At 68.1% G+C, this 20,890-nt stretch carries 21 protein-coding genes and 1 pseudogene; 6 read left to right on the top strand and 16 right to left on the bottom strand.

What is annotated here, in order from left to right; genetic code table 11:
* Positions 1–2 precede the first annotated feature (2 nt).
* Complete coding sequence (locus tag KF892_19080) at positions 3–293, top strand: SemiSWEET transporter (protein MBX3627126.1); 291 nt, start codon at positions 3–5, stop codon at positions 291–293.
* 1 nt (position 294) lies between these two features.
* On the opposite strand, the gene KF892_19075 is transcribed toward KF892_19080, so the two are convergent.
* Genes KF892_19075 through purE form a run of 4 tightly spaced genes read right to left on the bottom strand, consistent with a single transcriptional unit; the run spans position 295 to position 3,923 of the window.
* Entirely contained in the window at positions 295–1,263 is a 969-nt protein-coding gene (locus KF892_19075) for a hypothetical protein (GenBank protein ID MBX3627125.1), read from the bottom strand.
* 18 nt (positions 1,264–1,281) lie between these two features.
* The gene (locus KF892_19070) at positions 1,282–2,274 is read right to left on the bottom strand and encodes a threonylcarbamoyl-AMP synthase (protein ID MBX3627124.1); all 993 of its coding nucleotides are present in this window, start codon (positions 2,272–2,274) and stop codon (positions 1,282–1,284) included.
* Between the two features lie 21 nt (positions 2,275–2,295).
* Positions 2,296–3,462, bottom strand: coding sequence for a 5-(carboxyamino)imidazole ribonucleotide synthase (locus KF892_19065; GenBank protein MBX3627123.1), 1,167 nt, complete (start codon positions 3,460–3,462; stop codon positions 2,296–2,298).
* The gene (purE, locus tag KF892_19060) at positions 3,459–3,923 is read right to left on the bottom strand and encodes a 5-(carboxyamino)imidazole ribonucleotide mutase (GenBank protein MBX3627122.1); all 465 of its coding nucleotides are present in this window, start codon (positions 3,921–3,923) and stop codon (positions 3,459–3,461) included. Before purE ends, KF892_19065 begins: the two co-directional genes overlap by 4 nt.
* Before the next feature lie 113 nt (positions 3,924–4,036).
* Here purE and KF892_19055 point away from each other — a divergent pair, with 113 nt between their 5' ends.
* Positions 4,037–4,978: a tetratricopeptide repeat protein gene (locus KF892_19055; protein MBX3627121.1), complete on the top strand. Its 942-nt coding sequence runs from the start codon at positions 4,037–4,039 to the stop codon at positions 4,976–4,978.
* Between the two features lie 37 nt (positions 4,979–5,015).
* Here KF892_19055 and KF892_19050 read toward each other — a convergent pair whose 3' ends face one another.
* From KF892_19050 to fba, 3 genes are read right to left on the bottom strand one after another with little or no spacing between them, the layout of a single operon-like run.
* On the bottom strand, positions 5,016–6,119 hold the full coding sequence (locus KF892_19050; GenBank protein MBX3627120.1) for a hypothetical protein: 1,104 nt from the start codon (positions 6,117–6,119) through the stop codon (positions 5,016–5,018).
* Positions 6,120–6,123: 4 nt separating this feature from the next.
* On the bottom strand, positions 6,124–7,032 hold the full coding sequence (locus KF892_19045; GenBank protein ID MBX3627119.1) for a phosphoribosylaminoimidazolesuccinocarboxamide synthase: 909 nt from the start codon (positions 7,030–7,032) through the stop codon (positions 6,124–6,126).
* The gene (fba, locus tag KF892_19040) at positions 7,032–8,096 is read right to left on the bottom strand and encodes a fructose-bisphosphate aldolase class II (protein MBX3627118.1); all 1,065 of its coding nucleotides are present in this window, start codon (positions 8,094–8,096) and stop codon (positions 7,032–7,034) included. Before fba ends, KF892_19045 begins: the two co-directional genes overlap by 1 nt.
* A gap of 296 nt (positions 8,097–8,392) precedes the next feature.
* Between fba and KF892_19035 the strand changes: the two genes are divergently transcribed.
* The gene (locus KF892_19035) at positions 8,393–9,406 is read left to right on the top strand and encodes a DUF4325 domain-containing protein (protein ID MBX3627117.1); all 1,014 of its coding nucleotides are present in this window, start codon (positions 8,393–8,395) and stop codon (positions 9,404–9,406) included.
* Between the two features lie 6 nt (positions 9,407–9,412).
* On the opposite strand, the gene KF892_19030 is transcribed toward KF892_19035, so the two are convergent.
* Positions 9,413–10,624, bottom strand: a complete 1,212-nt coding sequence (locus KF892_19030; protein MBX3627116.1) for a threonine ammonia-lyase — start codon at positions 10,622–10,624, stop codon at positions 9,413–9,415.
* Positions 10,625–10,693: 69 nt separating this feature from the next.
* Between KF892_19030 and KF892_19025 the strand changes: the two genes are divergently transcribed.
* Positions 10,694–11,467: a DUF481 domain-containing protein gene (locus KF892_19025; GenBank protein ID MBX3627115.1), complete on the top strand. Its 774-nt coding sequence runs from the start codon at positions 10,694–10,696 to the stop codon at positions 11,465–11,467.
* A 93-nt stretch (positions 11,468–11,560) separates the two neighbouring features.
* Here KF892_19025 and pyk read toward each other — a convergent pair whose 3' ends face one another.
* The 8 genes and pseudogenes from pyk to def all read right to left on the bottom strand — a co-directional run bounded on the left by pyk (position 11,561) and on the right by def (position 18,317).
* Positions 11,561–12,988, bottom strand: a complete 1,428-nt coding sequence (pyk, locus tag KF892_19020; GenBank protein MBX3627114.1) for a pyruvate kinase — start codon at positions 12,986–12,988, stop codon at positions 11,561–11,563.
* Between the two features lie 35 nt (positions 12,989–13,023).
* Positions 13,024–14,214 (bottom strand): phosphoglycerate kinase, encoded by a 1,191-nt coding sequence (locus KF892_19015; protein ID MBX3627113.1) that lies wholly within the window; start codon positions 14,212–14,214, stop codon positions 13,024–13,026.
* Positions 14,215–14,291: 77 nt separating this feature from the next.
* A complete protein-coding gene (locus tag KF892_19010; GenBank protein ID MBX3627112.1) occupies positions 14,292–14,621 on the bottom strand; it encodes an AzlD domain-containing protein in 330 nt (109 codons plus the stop codon).
* A complete protein-coding gene (locus KF892_19005) occupies positions 14,618–15,367 on the bottom strand; it encodes an AzlC family ABC transporter permease (GenBank protein MBX3627111.1) in 750 nt (249 codons plus the stop codon). The genes KF892_19010 and KF892_19005 overlap by 4 nt, the downstream gene beginning before the upstream one ends.
* A 182-nt stretch (positions 15,368–15,549) precedes the next feature.
* Positions 15,550–15,837, bottom strand: a pseudogene (locus tag KF892_19000) (hypothetical protein).
* Positions 15,838–15,936: 99 nt separating this feature from the next.
* Positions 15,937–16,776, bottom strand: a complete 840-nt coding sequence (gene htpX / locus KF892_18995; protein MBX3627110.1) for a zinc metalloprotease HtpX — start codon at positions 16,774–16,776, stop codon at positions 15,937–15,939.
* A gap of 60 nt (positions 16,777–16,836) precedes the next feature.
* The gene (gene fmt / locus KF892_18990; protein ID MBX3627109.1) at positions 16,837–17,796 is read right to left on the bottom strand and encodes a methionyl-tRNA formyltransferase; all 960 of its coding nucleotides are present in this window, start codon (positions 17,794–17,796) and stop codon (positions 16,837–16,839) included.
* Between the two features lie 8 nt (positions 17,797–17,804).
* Positions 17,805–18,317 carry a peptide deformylase gene (gene def, locus KF892_18985; protein ID MBX3627108.1) on the bottom strand — a complete coding sequence of 171 codons (513 nt, stop codon included), beginning with the start codon at positions 18,315–18,317 and terminating at the stop codon, positions 17,805–17,807.
* Positions 18,318–18,579: 262 nt separating this feature from the next.
* Between def and KF892_18980 the strand changes: the two genes are divergently transcribed.
* Both KF892_18980 and dprA read left to right on the top strand, forming a co-directional pair.
* Positions 18,580–19,731, top strand: a complete 1,152-nt coding sequence (locus KF892_18980) for a LysM peptidoglycan-binding domain-containing protein (GenBank protein ID MBX3627107.1) — start codon at positions 18,580–18,582, stop codon at positions 19,729–19,731.
* A gap of 32 nt (positions 19,732–19,763) precedes the next feature.
* Positions 19,764–20,870: a DNA-processing protein DprA gene (gene dprA / locus KF892_18975; protein MBX3627106.1), complete on the top strand. Its 1,107-nt coding sequence runs from the start codon at positions 19,764–19,766 to the stop codon at positions 20,868–20,870.
* Positions 20,871–20,890: the final 20 nt, after the last annotated feature.

The raw sequence follows: 20,890 nt of genomic DNA, 5'->3' as shown, positions 1-20,890 counted from the left end.
CGATGGACCACCTCGCGCTCGACTGGCTGGGCTACGTCGCCGCCACGCTCACCACCGGCTCCTTCGCCCTGCAGGCGTGGCACACCTTCCGCACACGCGACGTTAGCGGCATCTCGCTCGGCATGTACAGCGCCTTCACCGTGGGCGTGGCGCTGTGGCTGGCCTACGGGGTCGTGTTGCGCTCATGGCCGATCAGCGTCGCCAACGCGGTGACGCTGGCGCTCGCGCTGAGCATCCTCGCGATGAAGGTGACGATCGAGACCCGTCGGCGGCGCCGGCCGCCGACCCGCTGACTCAGAACGGGTTGTTGCGGGCGCGGTAGACGGCGGCCTGGCCCAGGCGCGTCTGGGCGTTGGCGCCGAGTTGGTAGGGGCCGGCCCAGAGCCAGTCATTGCCGTGGTTGCCGGTGGTCACCGCCTCGGGCACCAGGCCATTCTGCTCATCGCAGCTGAACAGGGCCGGCGTGCACACCGCCTGCACGGTGTTGGTGATGCCGTAGCCCGAGGGCGAGCGCAGGATCACCAGCACCAGCTCGTCGCCGAGCACGAGGCCAGCCGAATGGCCGCCTCCGCGCACCTCTTGCAGCTTGACGCGCAGCCGCGCGTTGAAGCGCTGCGTCAGCGTCTGCAGCAGCGAAGCCTGCGGGGACAGGCGTCCGTCCGGCGTCGTGCTGACGTCGGGGATGGTCGACACCAGCACCCTGGCGCCACGGTTGGTGACACGAATCACCTCTTCACCCACCATGTTGCCGGCCGCTTCGGCCGCGGCGATCGCGAGCTCGGGCGTGGCCAGGGCGGCGGCGGCGAGCACGTCGTGCGTGCCCACCATGATGGTCACGAGGTCACGGTCGGTGAAGCCGGGGCTGGCCATGTAGGCAGTGATCGCCGCACGCACGTCGGCCGCGGTGCTGCCATTCGCGGCACGCATGAACGCGCGCGGCGTCACGCCGGCCGCCCGGCACTCGTCGAACACGTAGCCGTAGTCGTTGGCGAGCACCTGCACCCAGATCGGGTTGCGGGTGCAATCGCGCACGCCGTTCAGCGTGCCATCGGTGTTGCGGCCGATGCCGTTGACGGTGTACTTGAGGCCCTGGTTCGCCGTGGCGCTGTCGTCGATGACGCTGGCCTCGTCGCCGAACACGATGATGCGGTCGGGCACGAACTTCTCGATCTGATCCCCGCCCCCGCACGAGGCCAGCAGGGCCACGGCGAAGCTCGCCAGGGTCACACGCAACAGGTTCAGCTTTGCCAACGACAACTTCATGAAATCTCCAAGAGGGGGTCAGGCGGCCGCGGCACGCTGCAGCCGGTCGCGCACGCCGTCCCACTCGGGGGTGTCGGGCGGCGTTTCGACCCAGATGAGATGCGCGCCCTGGTCATCCAGTTCACGCAAGGTGGAAAAGAGTTGGTGGGCGGCCGGCACCGCCTCGGTGGGCATCGCCCGGTAGATCACGCCGCGCGCCACGCTGCGCGGCACGGTGCGGCAATATACCGCCAGCTTCAAAGACGTCGGCTGGCCCGGTGCATCGAGCACCTGCAGCGCCTGGCGCAGCATGTCGGCCGGCATCAGCCGCAGCTTCGCGCGCGGCGCGTAGTGCGCCTCCAGCGTGCCCGAGGCCTTCGGCGCCGCATCGTCGCGGTCGAGCACCGGCTCGCCGGCGATCGCCTCCAGCCGCGCGCGCGTGATCACGCCGGGCCTGAGCAGCACCGGCCGGCCGCGCGAGCAGTCGACGATGGTCGACTCGATGCCGCCTTCGCACGGGCCACCGTCGAGCACAAGCAGTTCGTCGCCCAGCTCTTCGACCACATGGCGCGCGAGCGTGGGGCTGATGCGGCCGAAGCGGTTGGCACTCGGCGCGGCCACGCCCTTCACGCCCAGGCGTTGGGCTTCCTTCAGCAGCGCCTGCGCCACCGGGTGGCGTGGGCAGCGCAGGCCGACAGTCGGTTGCCCACCGGCCGCGGCCGTGGCCACGTCGGGGCGGCGCGGCACGATCACGGTGAGCGGGCCGGGCCACAGCGCCTCGGTCAGGCGTTGTGCGACCGGCGGCCACTGCGCGGCGAAGGCCAGGGCGTCGGCGGGCGAGGCCACGTGGACGATCAGCGGGTGGTCGGCCGGCCGGCCCTTGGCCTCGAAGATGCGGGCCACGGCGGCATCGTCGTCGGCGCGGGCCCCCAGGCCGTAGACCGTCTCGGTGGGCAGACCCACCAGCTCGCCCGCGGCGAGCGCCTGCGCGGCGCGCGCCACGGCACCGACATCACGACCGTCGAGCAGCATGCGACAACGCCCCCGCGCCAATCACCAGGCCGCCAGACCCAGCAGCGACGCAGCCTGGAGCGCCGTGGCCCGCGCGGCCTCGGCCGTGGCCGCCGTCACGGTGAGGTGGCCCATCTTGCGGCCACGGCGTGCGCTGGTCTTGCCATAGAGGTGCAGGTGCACGCCGGGCAGGGCCAGCACCGCGTCCCACGGCGGCGCGGTTTCCAGCTCGCCTTGGCGGAACCACAGGTCGCCGAGCAGGTTGAGCATCACGGCGGGCGAGTGCAGGCGCGGCTCGCGCAGCGGCGCGTGGGTCAGCGTGCGCACCTGCAGGTCGAACTGCGACAGGTCGCAGGCGTCGATCGTGTAGTGGCCGGAGTTGTGCGGCCGCGGGGCCATTTCGTTGGCGACCAGCGTGCCGTCTTTCAGCACGAAGAACTCCACGCACAGCACGCCGACGTAGCCGAGCGTCTCGGCGATCTTGCCGGCCGCTGCGACGGCTTGCTGTTGCACGACCGGCGTGACGTCGGGCGCGGGCACTTGCGTGACCGCGAGGATGCCGTCGCGGTGCAGGTTCTGCTGCAGCGGGAAGTGCACCCATTCGCCCGACGCACCACGCGCCACGATCACGCTCACCTCGTAGGCCAGCGGCAGCATTTTTTCGAGCACGCAGCCGACCTGCTTCAGCTCGGCCCAGGCGCGGACGAGTTCGTCGCGCGTGGCAACCCGCACCTGGCCCTTGCCGTCGTAGCCAAGGCGTGCGGTCTTCAGCACGCCGGGCAGCAGCTCGTCGGGTACGGCGGCGAGCTGGGCCGCGGTCTCGATCACCGCGTGCGGTGCGCAGGACACGCCGCAAGCGACGAAATGCGCCTTCTCGAGCGCACGGTCCTGGCAGGTGGCGACCGCATCACCGCTTGGTGCAACCGGGCGGGCTTCGCCAAGGCGGCGCAGGGCAGCGGCCGGCACGTTCTCGAATTCAGTGGTCACGGCAGACGACACACGCGCCAGCTCCGCGAGACCGGCCTCGTCGAGGTAGTCGGTACGCACATGGTGGTGTGACACCAGCCCGGCCGGGCTTGCCGTGTCGGCATCGAGCACCGCGGTCGAGTACCCCATCTGCTGGGCCGCGTGCACGAACATGCGGCCGAGCTGGCCACCGCCCATCACGCCCAGCGTCGCGCCAGGGGGGATGAACTTCGCGGACGTCATTTCAGCTCGCCAGTCATCGCACGGGCCGCCTCGGTCTGGCGGGCGCGATAGGCCTCCAGCTTCTCGCGCAGCGCGGGCTGCTCGTTGGCCAGCATCGCGACGGCGAAGAGCGCCGCGTTGGCCGCACCCGCCGTGCCGATCGCGAAGGTGGCGACCGGAATGCCTTTGGGCATCTGCACGATGGAGTGAAGCGAGTCCACGCCCTGGAGATGACGACTGGCCACCGGCACACCGAGCACCGGCACCGTGGTCTTGGCAGCCAGCATGCCCGGCAGGTGGGCCGCACCGCCGGCCCCGGCGATGATGGCCTTCAGGCCGCGCGAGGCGGCGCCTTCGGCGTAGGCAAACATGTCGTCGGGCATGCGGTGGGCCGAGACCACCCGCGCTTCGAAGGGGACACCGAACTCGGCGAGAATCTCGGTCGCGAGGCGCAGGGTCTCCCAGTCGCTGCTGGACCCCATCACCACGCCGACCACGGGGGCGCTGCTCAAGGCTCGCTCCAAGTGCTCAAAGAACCTTGAATTGTAGGCGGGCAGGCTTCACCTGCCCTGCCCGACCCACTGGCGCACCACCCATGGACATCACCCTCCAGAACTTCGAAGCCGACCTCATCCAAGCCTCGATGCAGCAACCCGTGCTGCTCGACATCTGGGCCCCGTGGTGCGGCCCCTGCAAGTCGCTGACGCCAGTGCTCGAGAAGCTGGAGGTCGCCTACGCCGGCCGCTTCAAGCTCGCCAAGTGCAACGCCGACGAGCAGCCCGAGATCTCGGGCCAGCTCTCGCAGATGTTTGGCGTGCGCAGCATCCCGTTCTGCGTGATGTTCAAGGACGGCCAGCCGGTCGACGGTTTCGTGGGTGCCCTGCCCGAGGCGCAACTGCGCGAGTTCCTCGACCGCCACGTGCCGAGCGCCGCCGAGATGGCCGCTGATGAGGACGTGGCCGCCGCGGAAGAACTGATGGCCGAAGGCGACACCGAAAGCGCGCTCGAGAAGCTGCAGGAGGCGGTGGCCATCGACCCCGCCAACGACGCAGCCCGCTACGACTACCTGCGTGCCCTGTTGCTGGCCGGCCGTGTGGCCGATGCACGCCGCGCGTTCGAGCCGGTCGCGAGCAAGGTGATGCTCGATGCGCGCCTCGCCGCCGCCGGCCACTGGATCGACGCGGGTGAAAAGGCCGCGTCCGCGCGCAGCCCCGAGGCACTGGCCGCTGCCATTGCTGCCAACCGCCGCGACTTCGAGGCCCGCTTCGAACTCGCGCAGACGCACTTCGCCGCGCAGCGCTTCACTGAAGCCATGGACGAGCTGCTGGAGATCGTGATGCGCGACAAAGCCTGGAATGGCGAACTCGCGCGCAAGACCTACGTCGCGATCCTGGAGCTGATGAGCAAGCCGGCCCCGAAGAGCACCGAGGCCGCAGCACCCAAGAGCACGCTCGAAGTCGCCGCCAAGGTGAACACCGCGCCGGCCGACCCGGTCGTCGACCAGTACCGGCGCAAGCTCAGCATGGCGCTCTTCTGAGCGTCGCGGGACACCTCGCCTCGGGCAACGCCGAGGCTCAGCTGGCCAGCGTGGCCACCGCCTTCTCGATCGCGGCGATCGACATCGCTTGCTCCCGTTCGTGCACCTGCCAGTCGGCCGCGGCCTGCTCGCGGTGATGGGCGGCCACGTCGGCCTGGCCGAGTTGCGCAAAGACCTGCGCCAGCCGGTGGTGCGCGGCGGCCCGGTCATCGGCATCGCGGTCGTGGGCGACCGACACCTGCGCCGCCACCGCATCCTTGCGGGCCTGCTCGGTCTGCCCGAGCTGCAGGCGACACCACGCCAGATCGGCGCCGAGCGACGCGCGCATGCGGTCCAGCCCTTGCAGCAGACCGTCGCTGAAATGCGCTTCGTAGAGCGAGACCGCCTCGGCCCACTGACCTTGCAGCGTGCACACCCGCGCCCGGTGCAGCGGCACCAGCGCGTCGAGCGACGCAATGCCGATCAGCGCATCGAGATTGGTGGCCGACTGCAGGCTCAGCTCGGCTCGGCGCAGCATCGCCACGTCGTGCTCGCCGGTCATCACCGCGTGGCGTGACTGGTCGGCCAGCAGGCCGGCCATGTTGTACATGATGGCGCTGAGCATGGTCTCGTCGCCCTCGGCACTGGCATGCAGGCGGGACTTGGCGTACCAGGGCTGCGCCGAGTCGAAACGCCCGCCGAAGTGGTAGGCCAGCGCGACCACCAGGCAGGCGCGCGCCCGGGCGCTGTGGTTGTCGGCGTCGGCCAGCTGCAACGCTTCGGCGACGTGCCGGCCCATTGCGTCGAGGTCGTAGGCGGTGTAGTCCATGTGCGCGAGCCACGCCGCGGCCAGCGCGTTCAGGCGACGGTCGCGCGAGGCGCCGCTCACCGCATACGCCCGCTTGATCTTGTCGTGCGCGGTCGGGCCGAGGTCGCTGAAGTAGCTGGTGAGCCCTTCGGCCAGGCTGATCCATGCATTCACCCGTGGGTGCGGGTTGAGGCCGTACTGCGCCTGCAGGCCGGCCACGATGCTGCGCGCTTCGTTGAGCTGGCCTTGGCGCGCCAGCAGGGCCGCACGCTCGGCACGCAGGCAGTCGGCCTCGGAGGGCATGGCGGCGGCCGCAATGGCCGCATCCAGGTGGCTCAGGAGGCGCGACTTCATCGGCTCAACCCGTGAGGCGCTGCAAGGCCTCTCGGTATTTGTCGGCGGTCTTGGCGATCACCTCGGGCGGCAGGCTCGGCGCAGGCGCCTTCTTGTTCCACGGCGCGCCGTTGACACGCGCCTGCTCCAGCCAGTCGCGCACGAACTGCTTGTCGTAGCTCGGCGGGTTGCGGCCTTCGCGGAACGCGGCTTCGTAACCCTCGATGGGCCAGAAGCGCGAGGAATCGGGCGTGAGCACCTCGTCCATCAGCGTGAGCGTGCCGTCGGCATCGAGGCCGAACTCGAACTTGGTGTCGGCGATGATGATGCCCTTCTTCAGCGCGATCTCGGCCGCGGTGGTGTAGAGCTTGATCGCCGTCGTGCGCACCTTCTCGGCCAGCTCGGCACCGATGATGCCCTGCATGCGCTCGAACGAGATGTTCTCGTCGTGGTCGCCCATCTCGGCCTTGGTGGCCGGGGTGAAGATCGGCTGAGGCAGGCGGCTCGCGTTCTTCAGGCCCGCGGGCAGCTTCACGCCACAGACCGACTGCGAGGCCTGGTACTCGGCCCAGCCGCTGCCGGCAAGATAACCGCGCACCACCGCCTCGACGGGCAGCGGCTTCAGGCGCTTGACGAGCATGGAGCGGCCGCGCACCTGGTCACGCTCGGCGGCCGTCACCACCGACGTGGGGTCGTCGCCAGTCAAGTGGTTGGGCACGATGCCTTGCAGGTGCGCGAACCAGAAGAGCGCCATCTCGGTGAGCAGTGCGCCTTTGCCGGGAATCGGCTCGCCCATGATCACGTCGAACGCGCTCAGGCGGTCGCTCGCGACCATGAGGATGCGGTCGTCGCCGACCGCGTAGTTGTCACGCACCTTGCCACGCGCGAGCAGCGGCAGCGAGGTGAGCGTCGACGTGAGCAGGGCTTGGGTCATCAAACGACCGTCTGTGCCAGTTCGCCCTTGGCGTAGCGCTGGGCGATCTCGCTCAGGCTCTGCGCCTTGATCTTGCCGGCCTGGCCTTCGCAGCCGAACTGCTGGTAGCGCGCCTTGCACACGGCCTTCGCCGCTTCACGCGCGGGCTTGAGCCATTCGCGGGCGTCGAACTTGTCGGGGTTCTCGGCCAGGAACTTGCGCACCGCGCCGGTCATCGCAAGGCGGATGTCGGTGTCGATGTTGATCTTGCGCACGCCGAACTTGATGGCTTCCTGGATCTCTTCGATCGGCACGCCGTAGGTCTCTTTGATCTTGCCGCCGTACTGGTTGATGATGGCCAGCAACTCGGGCGGCACCGACGACGAGCCGTGCATCACGAGGTGCGTGTTGGGAATGCGCTTGTGGATCTCTTTCACGCGCGAGATGGCGAGGATGTCGCCCGTGGGCTTGCGCGAGAACTTGTAGGCACCGTGGCTGGTGCCGATGGCGATGGCCAGCGCGTCGAGCTGCGTTTCGCGCACGAACACGGCAGCCTCTTCGGGGTCGGTCAGCATCTGGCTGTGGTCGAGCTTGCCTTCGGCGCCGATGCCGTCTTCTTCACCCGCATCGCCGGTCTCGAGGTTGCCGAGGCAGCCGAGTTCGCCTTCGACCGTCACACCCGACTTGTGCGCCATCTGCACGACCTTGCGCGTCACATCGACGTTGTAGGCGAAGTCGGCCGGGGTCTTGCCGTCTTCGCGCAGCGAGCCGTCCATCATCACCGAGCCGAAGCCGAGGTTGATGGCGCCTTCGCACACCTTGGGCGAGGTGCCGTGGTCCTGGTGCATCACGAGCGGGATGTGCGGATACGCCTCGGTGGCCGCCTGGATCAGGTGCTTGATGAAGGGCTCGCCCGCGTACTTGCGTGCACCGGCACTGGCTTGCAGGATGACCGGGGCGCCCACTTCATCGGCAGCGGCCATCACGGCCTGCACCTGCTCGAGGTTGTTGACGTTGAAAGCCGGGATGCCGTAGCCGTTTTCCGCGGCGTGGTCCAGGAGCTGACGCATTGAGACGAGAGGCATGGTCGGAGTCCGGAAGTGATGAAACCTGCGACCGGGTGGGCAGTGTGCGCACGTCCCCGGTGAAACAGCGCTGTAACCGCTGCGAAACCTGGGGATTGTAGCGGCGGCCCCTCGGTGAAAACCCTCCGCCCGGGGCCGTCTCCCATGTCTGGGGGACCCAATGTTTGGGGCTTGCGCATGACGTATTCGCGCCTTGCGAAGCCACGAATTGAAGGGCGATGGGGCCGCTTTTCGCCCTCCAGTCGGGCGTGCCGCCGCCGACACTGAGCTTCCGGTTTCCGACGGACGACACCCTCATGGCACGCCTCGACCTCAACGCCCTCACGCTGCACATCACCGCATCTGCCCTGCAGCACCCGGATGAGCTCGCCGCCCACGTGGCCCAGGTGGCCGGTGTGAGCCGCAGCACGGCCCGCAAGGCGCTGCAGCGGCTGGTGCAGCTCGGGTGGCTGCGGCGTGAAGGCACGGTCCGCCAGCCGCGCTTCCAGCCCGGCCTGCTGCGCCAGGTGGTGCAGCGCTATCCGCTGGCCGGCCTGCAGGAAGACCTGCCCTGGGCGCGCCACTTCGCGCCTTTCTTCGACCTGCCGCCCGAAGTGCGCCGCATCACGCAGCACATCTTCGGCGAGCTGCTCAACAACGCCATCGACCACAGTGGCGGCGAGAGCGTGACCGTCTCGCTGCGCCAGACGCCGAGCCACGTGCAACTCCTCGTGTCGGACGACGGCTGCGGTGTCTTCGACCAGCTCGCACGCACCTTCTCGCTCGGCGACCCGGCACTCGCCATGCTTGAGGTGAGCAAGGGCAAGTTGACGAGCCAGCCGAATCGCCACGCCGGCCGCGGCCTCTTCTTCACCTCGCGCCTGGCCGACGTGTTCGACCTGCACGCGAACGACACTGCCTTCCAGCATCGCCTGTGGGACGGCGGCTGGCACCCGGGCCGCGCGATGAAACGCCGCGGCACTTCGGTCTATGCCGCCGTGGCGCTCGACACGACGCGCAAGCTCGACGACGTGTTGCAGGCCTACAGCCTCGACGGCACGGGCTACGGCTTCGAGCGCACCACGGTGCCGCTGCGCCTGCTGGCCACGCCGCTCGCCGGACTCGATTCACGGGCCCAGGCCCGCCGCGTGGCCGCCCGCCTGCAGCAGTTCCGCCGCGCCGAAATGGATTTCGACGGCGTCGAGAGCATCGGCCACAGCTTCGCCGACGAACTCTTCCGCGCGCTGCCGATGGACGGCGTGGAGATGGTGCCGACCAACATGTCGCCGAAGGTCGAAGCGCTGGTGCGCAGTGTGCGCGACGGCGCGTAAGGTGGTCTAACCGATCCGCTCGGCGCGATAACCAGCGGCCGTCATGGCCGCGAGAATCTCCGCAATGTGCTCCACGCCCCGCGTGTGGACCACCACCTCGATCTGCACCCGCTCGACCGACACCGAGCTGAACGCGCGCTGGTGCTGCACCTCGTCGATGTTGGCGCCGAGCTTGCCCAGCAGCAGGCACACGTCGGCCAGCGCACCGGGCACGTCGCGGATGTCGAGCCGCAGCCGCGCAAGGCGGCCTGACTTCACCATGCCGCGCTCGATGATCTCGGCCAGCACCAGCGGCTCGATGTTGCCGCCGCACAGCACCAGCCCGACCTTGCGCCCCGCGAAGCGCCCACGGTGCTTCATCAACGCGGCCAAGCCCACGGCGCCAGCCCCCTCGACCACCGTCTTCTCGATCTCCAGCAGCAGCACGATGGCCTGCTCGATGTCGTCTTCGCCGACGAGCAGCACGTCGTCCACCCGCTGCTCGATCAAGGGCAACGTGAGCACGCCGGGCGCTTTCACGCCGATGCCATCGGCGATGGTGGCGTGCTGCACCTCGCGATGGCCGCCATGCTTGGCATTCCACGCCGCCGGGAAGCGCTCGCTCTGCACGCCGACGATCTCGATCCCCGGCTTCAAGGCGCGCGCCCCCGTGGCCATGCCGCCGATGAGGCCACCGCCGCCGATGGCCACCACGAGCGTGTCGATCTGCGGCTGCTGCGCGAGCATCTCCAGCGCCACGGTGCCCTGCCCGTTGATCACCGCCGCATCGTCGAAGGGGTGGATCAGCGTGAGCTGGCGTTCGCGCGCGAGCAGCAAACCGTGTGCCCGCGCGTCATCGAAGGTGTCGCCGTGCAGCACCACCTCGGCGCCGAAGCGGCGGGTGTTGGCCACCTTCACCGGCGTGGCAAAACGCGGCATCACGATGGTCGCGGGAATGCCCAGCCGCTGCGCGTGATACGCCACGCCTTGCGCATGATTGCCGGCCGACACCGCGAGCACGCCCCATGCACGCTCGTCATCGCTCAGCTGCGAAATCTTGTTGAGCGCCCCGCGCTCCTTGAATGACGCGGTGAACTGCAGGTTCTCAAATTTGAGGAACACCTCGCAGCCCGCGAGTTCGCCCAAGGTGCGCGAGGGCAGGCACGGCGTTTCGAGCACGTGGCCGTGCAATCGGCGTGCCGCAGCACGGATCTCGTCGAGCGTGATGGGCGTTTCCATTCCGGGATTGTGGCCTCGCCGGTGACATTCGCGTGAACCGATGTTCACGCGATATGGTCGCTTGCAAGCATGACGCAGTTGACCCGCCCCCTGGCCTTCGTGGCCCTCACCCTCCCCGCCCTTGTCTCGACCCCCGCCAGCGCGCAGGTCACCATGAAGCCCGATGGCCAGCTCCGCTCGCTGTGGACGCTGGCCTCGAGCGTGAGTGGCGGCAACACCCAAGCCAGCAGCATCACGCTGACCGGCGAAGCGGTGAAGCAGACCGACCACAGCAAGTGGCTCTCGCTCGGCCGCGTGTACTACGCCCGCGACGCCGAGAAGACGAGCGCCTCCAACGTCGCACTCGGCACGCAGTACGACCAGGACCTCATCGACAACGACTACTTCGCAGTTGCCAAGCTCGACTACTTTCGCGACCGGCCGGCCAACATCGTCTCGCGCGTGTCGGCCTACGGCGGCCTCGGCCGGCACCTGATCCGCAACGACGCCAACACCTGGGATGTGTTCGGGGGGTTCGGCTACAGCGAAGACCGCTACATCAACCCGGCCGAGGTGGCGGGCGAGTTGCGCCTGCGTTATGGGCGCACCGAAGGCGTCATCAGCGAGAGCTCGAACCACAAGCTGACGCCGAGCACGACCTTCAAGCAGAAGCTGGAGTACTACCCGGACCTGCGCAACGGCGGCGAGTACCGCGCGGTGTTCGACACCGGACTGTCAGTCGCCATGACAGCCACCTGGCAGCTCACCACGGGGGTCCTGTACCGCTACAACAGCGCGCCGGGCGGCAGCTTGAAGAAATACGACGCGATGTTCCTCACCGGGATCTCGATGAGGTTCGATTGAAGGCATGAGACCCCTCGCCTCATGACTACATGAGTCGATCCCCCGAGGGGATACGGGCCGGCTTGGGGCGGCCCGGCGCTCGGCCCGCGCTCGCTAACCGACGAGGCAGACCTTCAGCATGTTGGTGCCACCGGGATAGCCCATCGGCTCGCCGCAGGTGATCGCGTAGGTGTCACCCGGCTTCAGCACACCGGCTTCCACGAGCATGCTCTCGGCATGCTTCAGCGCCTCGTCACGGTCGGAGTGGCTCGACATCAAGAGCGGCCTCACGTTCCGATAAAGGCACATACGGCGCTGGCTGCCCACCTGCGAGGTCAGGCCGAAGATGGGCACGTGGATCTTGTGCCGGCTCATCCACAGCGCCGTGGAGCCCGACTCGGTGAGCGCCACGATCGCCTTGCAGCCCAGGTGGTGCGCGGTGAAGAGCGCGCCCATCGCGATCGACTGGTCGATGCGGCCGAACTTCTTGTCGGTGAAACTCGCATCGAGCGAGATCTCTTCCGCGTTCTCGGCCTCGACGCAGATGTTGGCCATCATCTCCACCGTCTCGACCGGGTACTTGCCGGCCGCCGTCTCGGCGCTCAGCATCACGGCGTCGGTGCCGTCGAGCACCGCGTTGGCCACGTCGCTCACCTCGGCGCGCGTGGGCACCGGGTTCACGATCATCGACTCCATCATCTGCGTGGCGGTGATGACCACGCGGTCGAGTTCGCGCGCCATCTTGATCATGCGCTTCTGCAGCGCGGGCACGGCCGCGTTGCCCACCTCCACCGCCAGGTCGCCACGCGCGACCATGATGCCGTCGCTCGCCTTGATGATCGATTCGAGCGCGGGGATCGCCTCGCTGCGCTCGATCTTCGCGATCAGCGCCGGCTTGTGGCGATAGGGCTCGCCGGCCACATTGGCGAGCTGGCGGGCCATTTCCATGTCGGTGGCGTTCTTCGGGAAGCTCACCGCCAGGTACTCGCACTGGAAGCTCATCGCGGTCTTGATGTCTTCCATGTCCTTGCCCGTCAACGCGGGCGCGGTGAGGCCGCCACCGGCCTTGTTGATGCCCTTGTTGTTCGACAGCTCGCCGCCGATCACGACGGTGGTGTGCACCTCGGCGCCCTTCACCGCGTCGACGGTGAGCTTCAGCAGGCCGTCGTTCAGCAGCAGCGTGTCGCCGGGGCGCACGTCGCGCGGCAGCTCCTTGTAGTCGAGGCCCACACGCTCGTTGTTGCCGAGCTCGGTGGTCGCGCCGTCGAGGATGAACTTCTGCCCCGCTTCGATGATGGTCTTGCCACCTTCAAACTTGCCGACGCGGATCTTCGGGCCCTGCAGGTCGGCCATGATGGCCACTTCCTTGCCCACCGCCTTGGCCGCCTCGCGCACCAGCGCAGCACGCTCGATGTGGTCTTGCGCCTTGCCGTGCGAGAAGTTAAGCCTCACCACGTCGACCCCGGCCCGGATCATTCGCTGCAACACCTCGGGGGTGCTGGACGCAGGGCCGAGGGTGGCGACGATCTTGGTGGCGGGCATGCAGGGTCTCCGTTCTTCTGTCGGTCAGGCGTGGATCAGGCGGCGCGCTTTTGCAGGATCTCGAAAGCGGGCAAGGTCTTGCCTTCCAGCACTTCGAGGAAGGCGCCACCGCCGGTGGAGATGTAGCCCACATCCTTCTCGATGCCGTACTTGGCGATGGCGGCCAGCGTGTCGCCGCCGCCTGCGATGCTGAAAGCGCTCGACTCGGCGATGGCACGCGCCAGCGTCTCGGTGCCCTTCGCAAACGCGTCGAACTCGAACACGCCGACCGGACCGTTCCAGACGATGGTGCCGGCCTTCTTCAGCATGTCGGCCAGCTGCGCCGCCGTCTTCGGGCCGATGTCTAGGATGAGGTCGTCGGCCGCCACGTCAGCCGCCGCCTTCACGGTGGCGGGCGCATCGGCCGCAAAGGTCTTGGCCGTCACCACATCGACCGGGATGGGCACCGCGGCGCCACGCGCCTTCATCGCCTCGATCACCGCCTTGGCGTCGTTCACCAGGTCGGCCTCGGCGAGCGACTTGCCGATGGGCAGGCCGGCCGCGAGCAGGAAGGTGTTGGCAATGCCGCCACCGACGATGAGCTGGTCGACGTTTTTCGCGAGCGATTGCAGGATGGTCAGCTTGGTGCTCACCTTGCTGCCGGCCACGATGGCCACCAACGGGCGCTTCGGGTTGGCCAGCGCCTTCGAGATCGCGTCGATCTCGGCGGCGAGCAGCGGGCCGGCGCAGGCGATCTTGGCGAACTGGGCAATGCCGTAGGTCGAGGCTTCGGCGCGGTGCGCGGTGCCGAAAGCGTCGTGCACGAAGATGTCACACAGCGCGGCCATCTTCTTCGCCAGCTCTTCGTTGTTCTTCTTCTCGCCCTTGTTGAGGCGGCAGTTCTCGAGCATCACCAGCTCGCCCGGCGCAACCTGCACGCCGTCGACCCAGTTGGGCACGACCTTGATCTCGCGGCCCATCAACTCGCCCATGCGTTTGGCGACCGGGGCCAGCGAATCCTCCGGCTTGAACTCGCCTTCGGTCGGGCGGCCCAGGTGCGAGGTGACCATCGCCGCTGCACCGGCCTTCAGGGCCATCTCGATGCAGGGGATGGAGGCGCGAATGCGGGTGTCTTCGGTGATGTTGCCGGCATCGTCTTGCGGGACGTTGAGGTCGGCGCGGATGAACACACGTTGGCCGGTCGCCTTGCCTTGGGCGGCGAGGTCTTCGAAGCGGAGGACTTTCATGGTGGGGCGGATCGTGTTGACGGGCGTGATGACAAGAATTTCAGCCCGCTATTGGACACCATGTACTCCCCTGTAACTCACCACCCCAAGCCGAGTTTCAGCGGAATCAGCACCGCCATGCCGGTGACGATGGTGCCGAGGATGCCGCGGCGCCAGAAGTAGTAGGCCGTGGCCGCCGCAGCCGCGTACAGGCGCGCGTCTTTCCAGGTCTCGATGAGTTCGCCGTGGGCCATCACGATCTCGGGCACAACGACCGCGGCGAGCGCCGCGAGTGGGGCAAAGCGCAGGCCACGCTTCACCCACTCGGGCAGCACGAGCTCCTTCTCGGAGATGAGGAAGAAGCCGCGCGTGACGACCGTGATGACGGTCAGGCCGGCGATGGTGATGAGCGCGTAGCCGCCGTTCATGTGGCCGGCCTCGTGCGATCAAGCGCCGCCCGCAGGCGACGGCCGGCATCACCTCCGCCCTCGATCATCAGGCCGATGCACACGGCCGCGGCGATCGCCACCACGATGTGCAGGCGGAACGGCAGCGAGAACGCGGCCACCGCCGCCGCACCGGCCACCACCGCCGCGAGCGAGGTGGCCCGGTCGGTGATGAGCGAATAGGTGAGGCCGAGCAAGGCCAGCACGCCGGCGAAGCCCAGGCCCCAATGCGTGGGGATCACGTCGGCCAGCAGGATGCCGGCGACCGCCGGCACCTGCCAGCTGAACCAGTTGGCCGCCGAGGCACCGAGGAAGTACTCGACCTGGCCTTCGTCGTCGCGCGCCTCCGGGAACTTCTTCATGAAGAGCACGTAGGTCAGGTCGCCACTGAAGTAGCCGAGCAGCAAGCGGTCGCGCAGGCGGTACTGCATGAAATACGGACGCCACTGGGCGCTGAAGATCACGAAACGCAAGTTGATGCACAAGGCCGTGGCCCAGACGATCCACACCGGCGTGCCGACCATCATCAACGGCAGCGCGGCCAGCTGGGCGCTGCCGGCGTAGACGACGAAGGTCATCAAGAGCGCGAGGGGGATCGACAAGCCGCCCTTGACCATGGCCACGCCGGTCACCAGGCCCCAGGCCGCGATGCCCAGGCTGACGGCGCTCATCTCGCGCGCGCCAGCGCGGAACTGCCGGTGGCGCAGCACGTCTTGAAGGGAAAGCATGGTCGCGATTGTCCCGCTTTGCGGGTTTCCACGGGGGTCAGGGGGCAAACCAGACGCCGCGATCAGTCGTGGGATTTCGGGGTCTTGGTCGACACCGGCTTGGCCGCCTTCTTGTCGACGACCACGGCCTCGGCCGGCGCGTCGGCCGTGGGCTCGGCCTTGGCATCGGCCGTCTTGGCCTCGGCATTCTTGGGCCGGGGGCCGAGCTGCGGCGCCACGGCGTCGATCTTGTTCTCGCGCATGTAGTCGTTCATGTCACGCCAGCCGGCGAACACCGAGGCCTTGTCGGCCTTCTTGTTCAGCGCGTAGCAATCTTCGATCGCGCGACCGGCATGGCGGCAGGCGCCACCGATGGCCCGGCCTTCGGCTTCCCGGGCCGCGGCCACCTTCTCGGCGGAGTCGCCGAAGAGGTCGCAGCCCACGAGGGACACGGCGGCCAGCGCAAGAGAGAGCAAGGTGAGGCGTCGCATGACAGACAGATCGGAGAAGAGTCGTGGTCCGATTGTCGACAGCCGCCCGGCAAGGGATGGCAGACAAAAGCGGGGCTTGTGCCCCGCTTTTCTAACGCCTCAGGTCATCGCCAGCAGGCGCTGCACCCGTTCCTCGGTGGAGGGGTGGGTGGAGAAGAGGCCGCGCAGTCCGCCGCCGGAGAGCGGGTTCATGATCATCATCTGCGCCGTCTCGGGGTGGCGCTCGGCGGCTTCCATCGGCAGGCCCTGGGCGTAACGCTGGATCTTCTGCAGGGCGCTCGCGAGCGCCGCCGGGTCGCCGGAGATTTCAGCGCCGCCGCGGTCGGCCTCGAACTCGCGGGCACGGCTGATCGCCATCTGGATCAGGCTTGCCGCCAGCGGCGCCAGCAGCATCACCAACAGACCGACGATCGGGTTGTGCGGGCGGCCTTCGTTGTCGCGGCCGCCGAAGAACATCGCGAAGTTGGCCAGCATCGAGATCGCACCGGCCATGGTGGCGCTCACGGTGCTGATGAGGATGTCGCGGTGCTTCACGTGCGCCAGCTCGTGCGCCATCACGCCACGCAGCTCGCGCTCGGAGAGCACACGCAGGATGCCGGTGGTGGCGGCAACGGCCGCGTTCTGCGGGTTGCGGCCGGTGGCGAAGGCGTTGGGCGCGTCTTCCTGGATCAGGTAGACACGCGGCATCGGCAGCTGCGCGCGCTCGGCCAGCTCACGCACCATGCGGTAGAAGCCGGGCGCAGTCGACTCGTCGACTTCCTGCGCGTTGTACATCTTCAGCACGAGCTTGTCGGAAAACCAGTAGCTGAAGAAGTTCATGCCCAGCGCCAGCACGAGCGCGAACATCATCCCGGCGCGGCCCCCGACGAGCGCACCGATGGCCATGAACAGCGCCGTGATGGCCGCCATCAGCACTGCGGTCTTCAACAGATTGAACATGCGTGAATCTCCAGAAGGGGATCATTCCAGCCCCCTCAGGTGCGGCTGGCGCCGCAAAGTTCAACTGCCGGGGGCGTTGAAGCGCTGTCCAGCCTTGACGGGATGTGCCTGGAGGAACTGTCGGGCGCTCACGCGCTTGCCACCCGGGCGCTGCAATTCGAGGAGGTCGAGGGCGCCGGTGCCGCAGGCCACCGTGATGTGCTCGTCAGTGACCGCCAACACCCGACCGGGCTCGCCCGTGCCGGTGGCGACGCGGGCGCGCCAGAGCTTCACCGTTTCGCCGTCAAGCTGGGTGCTGGCCCCGGGGAAGGGGTCGAAGGCGCGGATGCGCGGTTCGAGCGTACTCGCGGGGAGCGACCAGTCGATGGCCGCCTCGGCTTTCTCGATCTTGTGCGCGTAGGTCACGCCTTCAGCCGGCTGGGGCGTGCGGGTGAGGCCGCCGCAAGCGGCCAGTTCCAGCGCCTCGACGATCAGCCGGCCGCCCAGCGCGGCCAGGCGGTCGTGCAGGCGGGCAGTGGTGTCGTCAGGGGCGATGTCGACGGCTTCGACCAGTAGCATGTCGCCGGTGTCGAGGCCGGCATCCATCTGCATGATGGTGATGCCGGTGCGGGCGTCACCGGCTTCGATCGCCCGGTGGATGGGCGCCGCACCGCGCCAGCGCGGCAGGAGCGAGGCGTGAATGTTCAGGCAACCACGGGCCGGCAGGTCGAGCACCCATTGCGGAAGGATCAGGCCGTAGGCGGCCACCACCATCACGTCGGGGCGGGCAGCCTGCAGCGCGGCTTGCGCGCCGGCGGCGTCGTCGGGGTACTTGCCGTCCAGGCGCAGGCTGCGCGGCTGGGCGACCGGGATGCCGCGCGACACCGCCAGCGCCTTGACGGGCGAAGGCGTGAGCTTCATGCCGCGGCCCGCCGGGCGGTCGGGCTGGGTCAGCACCAGCGGCACCTCGAAGCCGGCAGCCAGCAGGCGCTCGAGGGCGGCTGCCGCGAATTCCGGCGTGCCGGCGAAGGCGACTCTCATGCCACCGCTCACGGGCGCTGCTCGTCCCGCGTCTTCTTGAGCATCTTGGTCTTGATGCGGTCGCGCTTGAGCGGGCTCAGGTACTCGACGAACACCTTGCCCATCAGGTGGTCCATCTCGTGTTGCACGCACACCGACAGCAGGCCTTCCGCGTCGAACTCGTAACTTTCGCCGGCGCGGTTGAGAGAGCGCACGCGCACACGGGCGTGGCGGGGCACCTTGTCATAGATGGTGGGCACCGACAGGCAGCCCTCGTCGCCCAGCGTCATCTCGTCACTGCGCTGCACCAGCTCGGGGTTGATCAGCACGCGGGGCTGGTCGCGGCCCTCGGAGGTGTCGATCACGATCACCCGCTCATGCACGTCGACCTGGGTGGCCGCGAGGCCCACGCCGTCGGCGGCGTACATGGTCTCCAGCATGTCGTCGACCAGCTGGCGGATGCGGTCATCGACCTGCGCCACCGGCTTGGCGACGGTGTGCAGACGGGGGTCTGGGTAACGAAGAATGTCGAGCTTGGGCATGGAAAACGACAGAAATTCAACAACTAAGGGGCCACCCTAGGGTTGCCAGATCGTGTGGACGGCATGCAACGCCGACCCTCGTGACAGGCAGCACAACAAAGGTATCGGCGGGTGACTTTCGTTGCGATATCAAGGGTTTAGAGGCAGAATCTGCGAAACTGAATGAAGATTTTCGCCGAAGCGCGGGCACCTCGCCGCACTCGGCTCAGTAACCGCACAGCCCAGCATTGTGCTGTCTGACGCGCCCCGGAGACTTACGTTCATGACCCGAAGCACCCGTCCTGCCCTGGCCTTGTTCCGGGCTTCTGCGATCACCGTGGCGCTCGGCATCGGCCTGGGCACGGCATGGGCCGCAGAACCCAACTTCCCGATCACCAGCAAGCAGCGCAGCACGGCCCAGCAGGTCGCCCAGGCCGGCGTGCCGCTGTCCGAGCTGGCCGACAACGCGCCCGACGTCTACACCGTCAAGTCGGGCGATACGCTGTGGGACATCTCCCGCATGTACCTCAAGAGCCCCTGGCGCTGGCCGGAGCTGTGGGGCATGAACCTGGAGCAGATCCGCAACCCGCACCTGATCTACCCCGGGCAGATCCTGTCGCTCGTGAAGGCCAATGGCCGGGCCACGCTGCAAGTCGGTCAGGTCGGGCCTGATGGCACCGTGCGGCTGTCGCCCCGGGTTCGCAGCAGCGATCTCAACAAGGACGGCATCCCGCCCATTCCCCTGCACCTGATCGAGCCCTTCCTCAACGAAGCGGTCATCTTCGAGAGCAACCAGTTGGCGAGCGCGCCGCGTGTCGTGAGCACCCAGGAGGGTCGTGTCTTGCTGTCGCGTGGCGACCTGGCCTACGTGCGAGGCGACATCGGCAACACCCGCAACTTCCGTGTCTTCCGTGAGCCGAAGCCGCTGAAAGATCCCACCACCGGTGAGGTCCTGGGATACGAAGCCTTCTACCTCGGCACCACCGAGTTCACGCGCAAAGGCACGAGCACCACGGGTGAGATCGTGCCCGATACCTTCACCGTGACGAGCATCCGTCAGGAGATCCGCGTTGGCGACAAGTTGGCCCCGGTGCCGCCGAGAGAGATCGTCAACTACATTCCCCGGGCACCGCAGAAGGCAATCGCGGGCCAGATCGTCTCGGTCTACGGCGACAGCGTGAACGCCGGCCAGAACCAGATCGTTGCCTTGAACAAGGGAAGCCAAGACGGGCTGGAAAACGGCCACGTTCTCGCCTTGTGGCGCGACGGCGTGCGCATCCGGGACACCACCGACGACGACCGCACACGCATCAAGCTGCCCGACGAACGCCACGGCTATTTGTTTGTCTTCCGTGTGTTCAACCGCATGTCTTATGCGCTGATCGTGTCGGTCAGGGAGCCGGTCACTACTGGCGACCGCTTCACCCAGCCCTGAGTACCGCCCGCGCGCCCATCCAGGCGCCCGTCATGGACCGAGAGGAAGTCGCCGCTTGGTTGCGGCTGTTGGAAACGCCGGCGGTCGGACGCGAATCCGCGCGCCGGCTGTTGGCCGCATTCGGGTCCCCCGAAGCAGTGCTGAGTGCGTCCTCCGCCGCCAGGCGCGAAGTCGTGCCGGCCGAGCCCGCCAAGGCGCTGGAGCAGGAGCCCGAGAACTTCCCAGCGTTGCTGGAAGCCACCTGGCGCTGGCTCTCGGATGACAGCACCGGGCCGCGTCACGTCCTGGCCCTCGGCGATCCCGCCTACCCGGCGTTGTTGCTTCAGACGGCCGATCCACCGTTGCTGCTGTACGTGCAAGGCGATCTCGCCCTGCTGCGCGCGCCCGGTATCGGGGTCGTGGGCAGCCGGCATCCCACACCGCAAGGCAGGGACAACGCACTCGCTTTTTCCACGCACCTCAGCCAGGCGGGCTGGACCATCGTCTCGGGCCTTGCGCTCGGCATCGACGGCGCCGCCCACGAAGGTGGCCTGGCCGGCTCCGGCCGGACGATCGCCGTGGTCGGCACCGGGCTCGATCGGGTCTACCCCCGCCGGCACCTGGAACTCGCTCGCCGCATCGCGCAGCACGGTGCGATCGTCAGCGAGTACGCCATCGGCACGCCGCCGCTGCCCCCGAACTTCCCACTGCGCAACCGCATCATTGCGGGGCTGACACGCGGCACCCTTGTCGTGGAGGCGGCACTGCAGTCGGGCTCCTTGATCACCGCGCGCTTGGCAAGCGAGGCTGGCCGCGAAGTTTTCGCCATTCCAGGCTCGATCCATTCGCCTCAATCGCGCGGGTGCCATGCCTTGCTTAAGCAGGGGGCCAAGCTGGTCGAGAGCGCGGACGATGTGCTCGAAGAGTTCCCGGCGAAGGCCGCCCCGAAAACCGCAGCATCACCTGTCACCAGCGACAGTGCGCCCGCGACCGACCCGCTGCTCGAAGCGTTGGGCTTCGATCCCGTCAGCCTCGACGCCCTCATCGCCAGAACGGGCTGGCCTGCGCCGGAACTCAACGCCAAGCTGCTGGAACTCGAGTTGATCGGCGATGTGGCCCGTCTGCCAGGGCAGCTTTTCCAACGAGTAAGCGCAGGCTGACACGCGGAGGAATCCGCACA

The sequence above is a fragment of the Rhizobacter sp. genome, assembly GCA_019635355.1.
Lineage (GTDB): Bacteria > Pseudomonadota > Gammaproteobacteria > Burkholderiales > Burkholderiaceae_C > Rhizobacter.
Note: the sequence above shows the minus strand (reverse complement) of the source record. Positions and strands in the feature narration are given on the sequence as shown.

Coding starts and splice junctions, on each gene's coding strand:
- KF892_19080 (MBX3627126.1), top strand. CDS start 3: ATGGACCACCTCGCGCTCGACTGGCTGGGCTACGTCGCCGCCACGCTC.
- KF892_19075 (MBX3627125.1), bottom strand. CDS start 1,263: ATGAAGTTGTCGTTGGCAAAGCTGAACCTGTTGCGTGTGACCCTGGCG.
- KF892_19070 (MBX3627124.1), bottom strand. CDS start 2,274: ATGCTGCTCGACGGTCGTGATGTCGGTGCCGTGGCGCGCGCCGCGCAG.
- KF892_19065 (MBX3627123.1), bottom strand. CDS start 3,462: ATGACGTCCGCGAAGTTCATCCCCCCTGGCGCGACGCTGGGCGTGATG.
- purE (MBX3627122.1), bottom strand. CDS start 3,923: ATGGGGTCCAGCAGCGACTGGGAGACCCTGCGCCTCGCGACCGAGATT.
- KF892_19055 (MBX3627121.1), top strand. CDS start 4,037: ATGGACATCACCCTCCAGAACTTCGAAGCCGACCTCATCCAAGCCTCG.
- KF892_19050 (MBX3627120.1), bottom strand. CDS start 6,119: ATGAAGTCGCGCCTCCTGAGCCACCTGGATGCGGCCATTGCGGCCGCC.
- KF892_19045 (MBX3627119.1), bottom strand. CDS start 7,032: ATGACCCAAGCCCTGCTCACGTCGACGCTCACCTCGCTGCCGCTGCTC.
- fba (MBX3627118.1), bottom strand. CDS start 8,096: ATGCCTCTCGTCTCAATGCGTCAGCTCCTGGACCACGCCGCGGAAAAC.
- KF892_19035 (MBX3627117.1), top strand. CDS start 8,393: ATGGCACGCCTCGACCTCAACGCCCTCACGCTGCACATCACCGCATCT.
- KF892_19030 (MBX3627116.1), bottom strand. CDS start 10,624: ATGGAAACGCCCATCACGCTCGACGAGATCCGTGCTGCGGCACGCCGA.
- KF892_19025 (MBX3627115.1), top strand. CDS start 10,694: ATGACGCAGTTGACCCGCCCCCTGGCCTTCGTGGCCCTCACCCTCCCC.
- pyk (MBX3627114.1), bottom strand. CDS start 12,988: ATGCCCGCCACCAAGATCGTCGCCACCCTCGGCCCTGCGTCCAGCACC.
- KF892_19015 (MBX3627113.1), bottom strand. CDS start 14,214: ATGAAAGTCCTCCGCTTCGAAGACCTCGCCGCCCAAGGCAAGGCGACC.
- KF892_19010 (MBX3627112.1), bottom strand. CDS start 14,621: ATGAACGGCGGCTACGCGCTCATCACCATCGCCGGCCTGACCGTCATC.
- KF892_19005 (MBX3627111.1), bottom strand. CDS start 15,367: ATGCTTTCCCTTCAAGACGTGCTGCGCCACCGGCAGTTCCGCGCTGGC.
- htpX (MBX3627110.1), bottom strand. CDS start 16,776: ATGTTCAATCTGTTGAAGACCGCAGTGCTGATGGCGGCCATCACGGCG.
- fmt (MBX3627109.1), bottom strand. CDS start 17,796: ATGAGAGTCGCCTTCGCCGGCACGCCGGAATTCGCGGCAGCCGCCCTC.
- def (MBX3627108.1), bottom strand. CDS start 18,317: ATGCCCAAGCTCGACATTCTTCGTTACCCAGACCCCCGTCTGCACACC.
- KF892_18980 (MBX3627107.1), top strand. CDS start 18,580: ATGACCCGAAGCACCCGTCCTGCCCTGGCCTTGTTCCGGGCTTCTGCG.
- dprA (MBX3627106.1), top strand. CDS start 19,764: ATGGACCGAGAGGAAGTCGCCGCTTGGTTGCGGCTGTTGGAAACGCCG.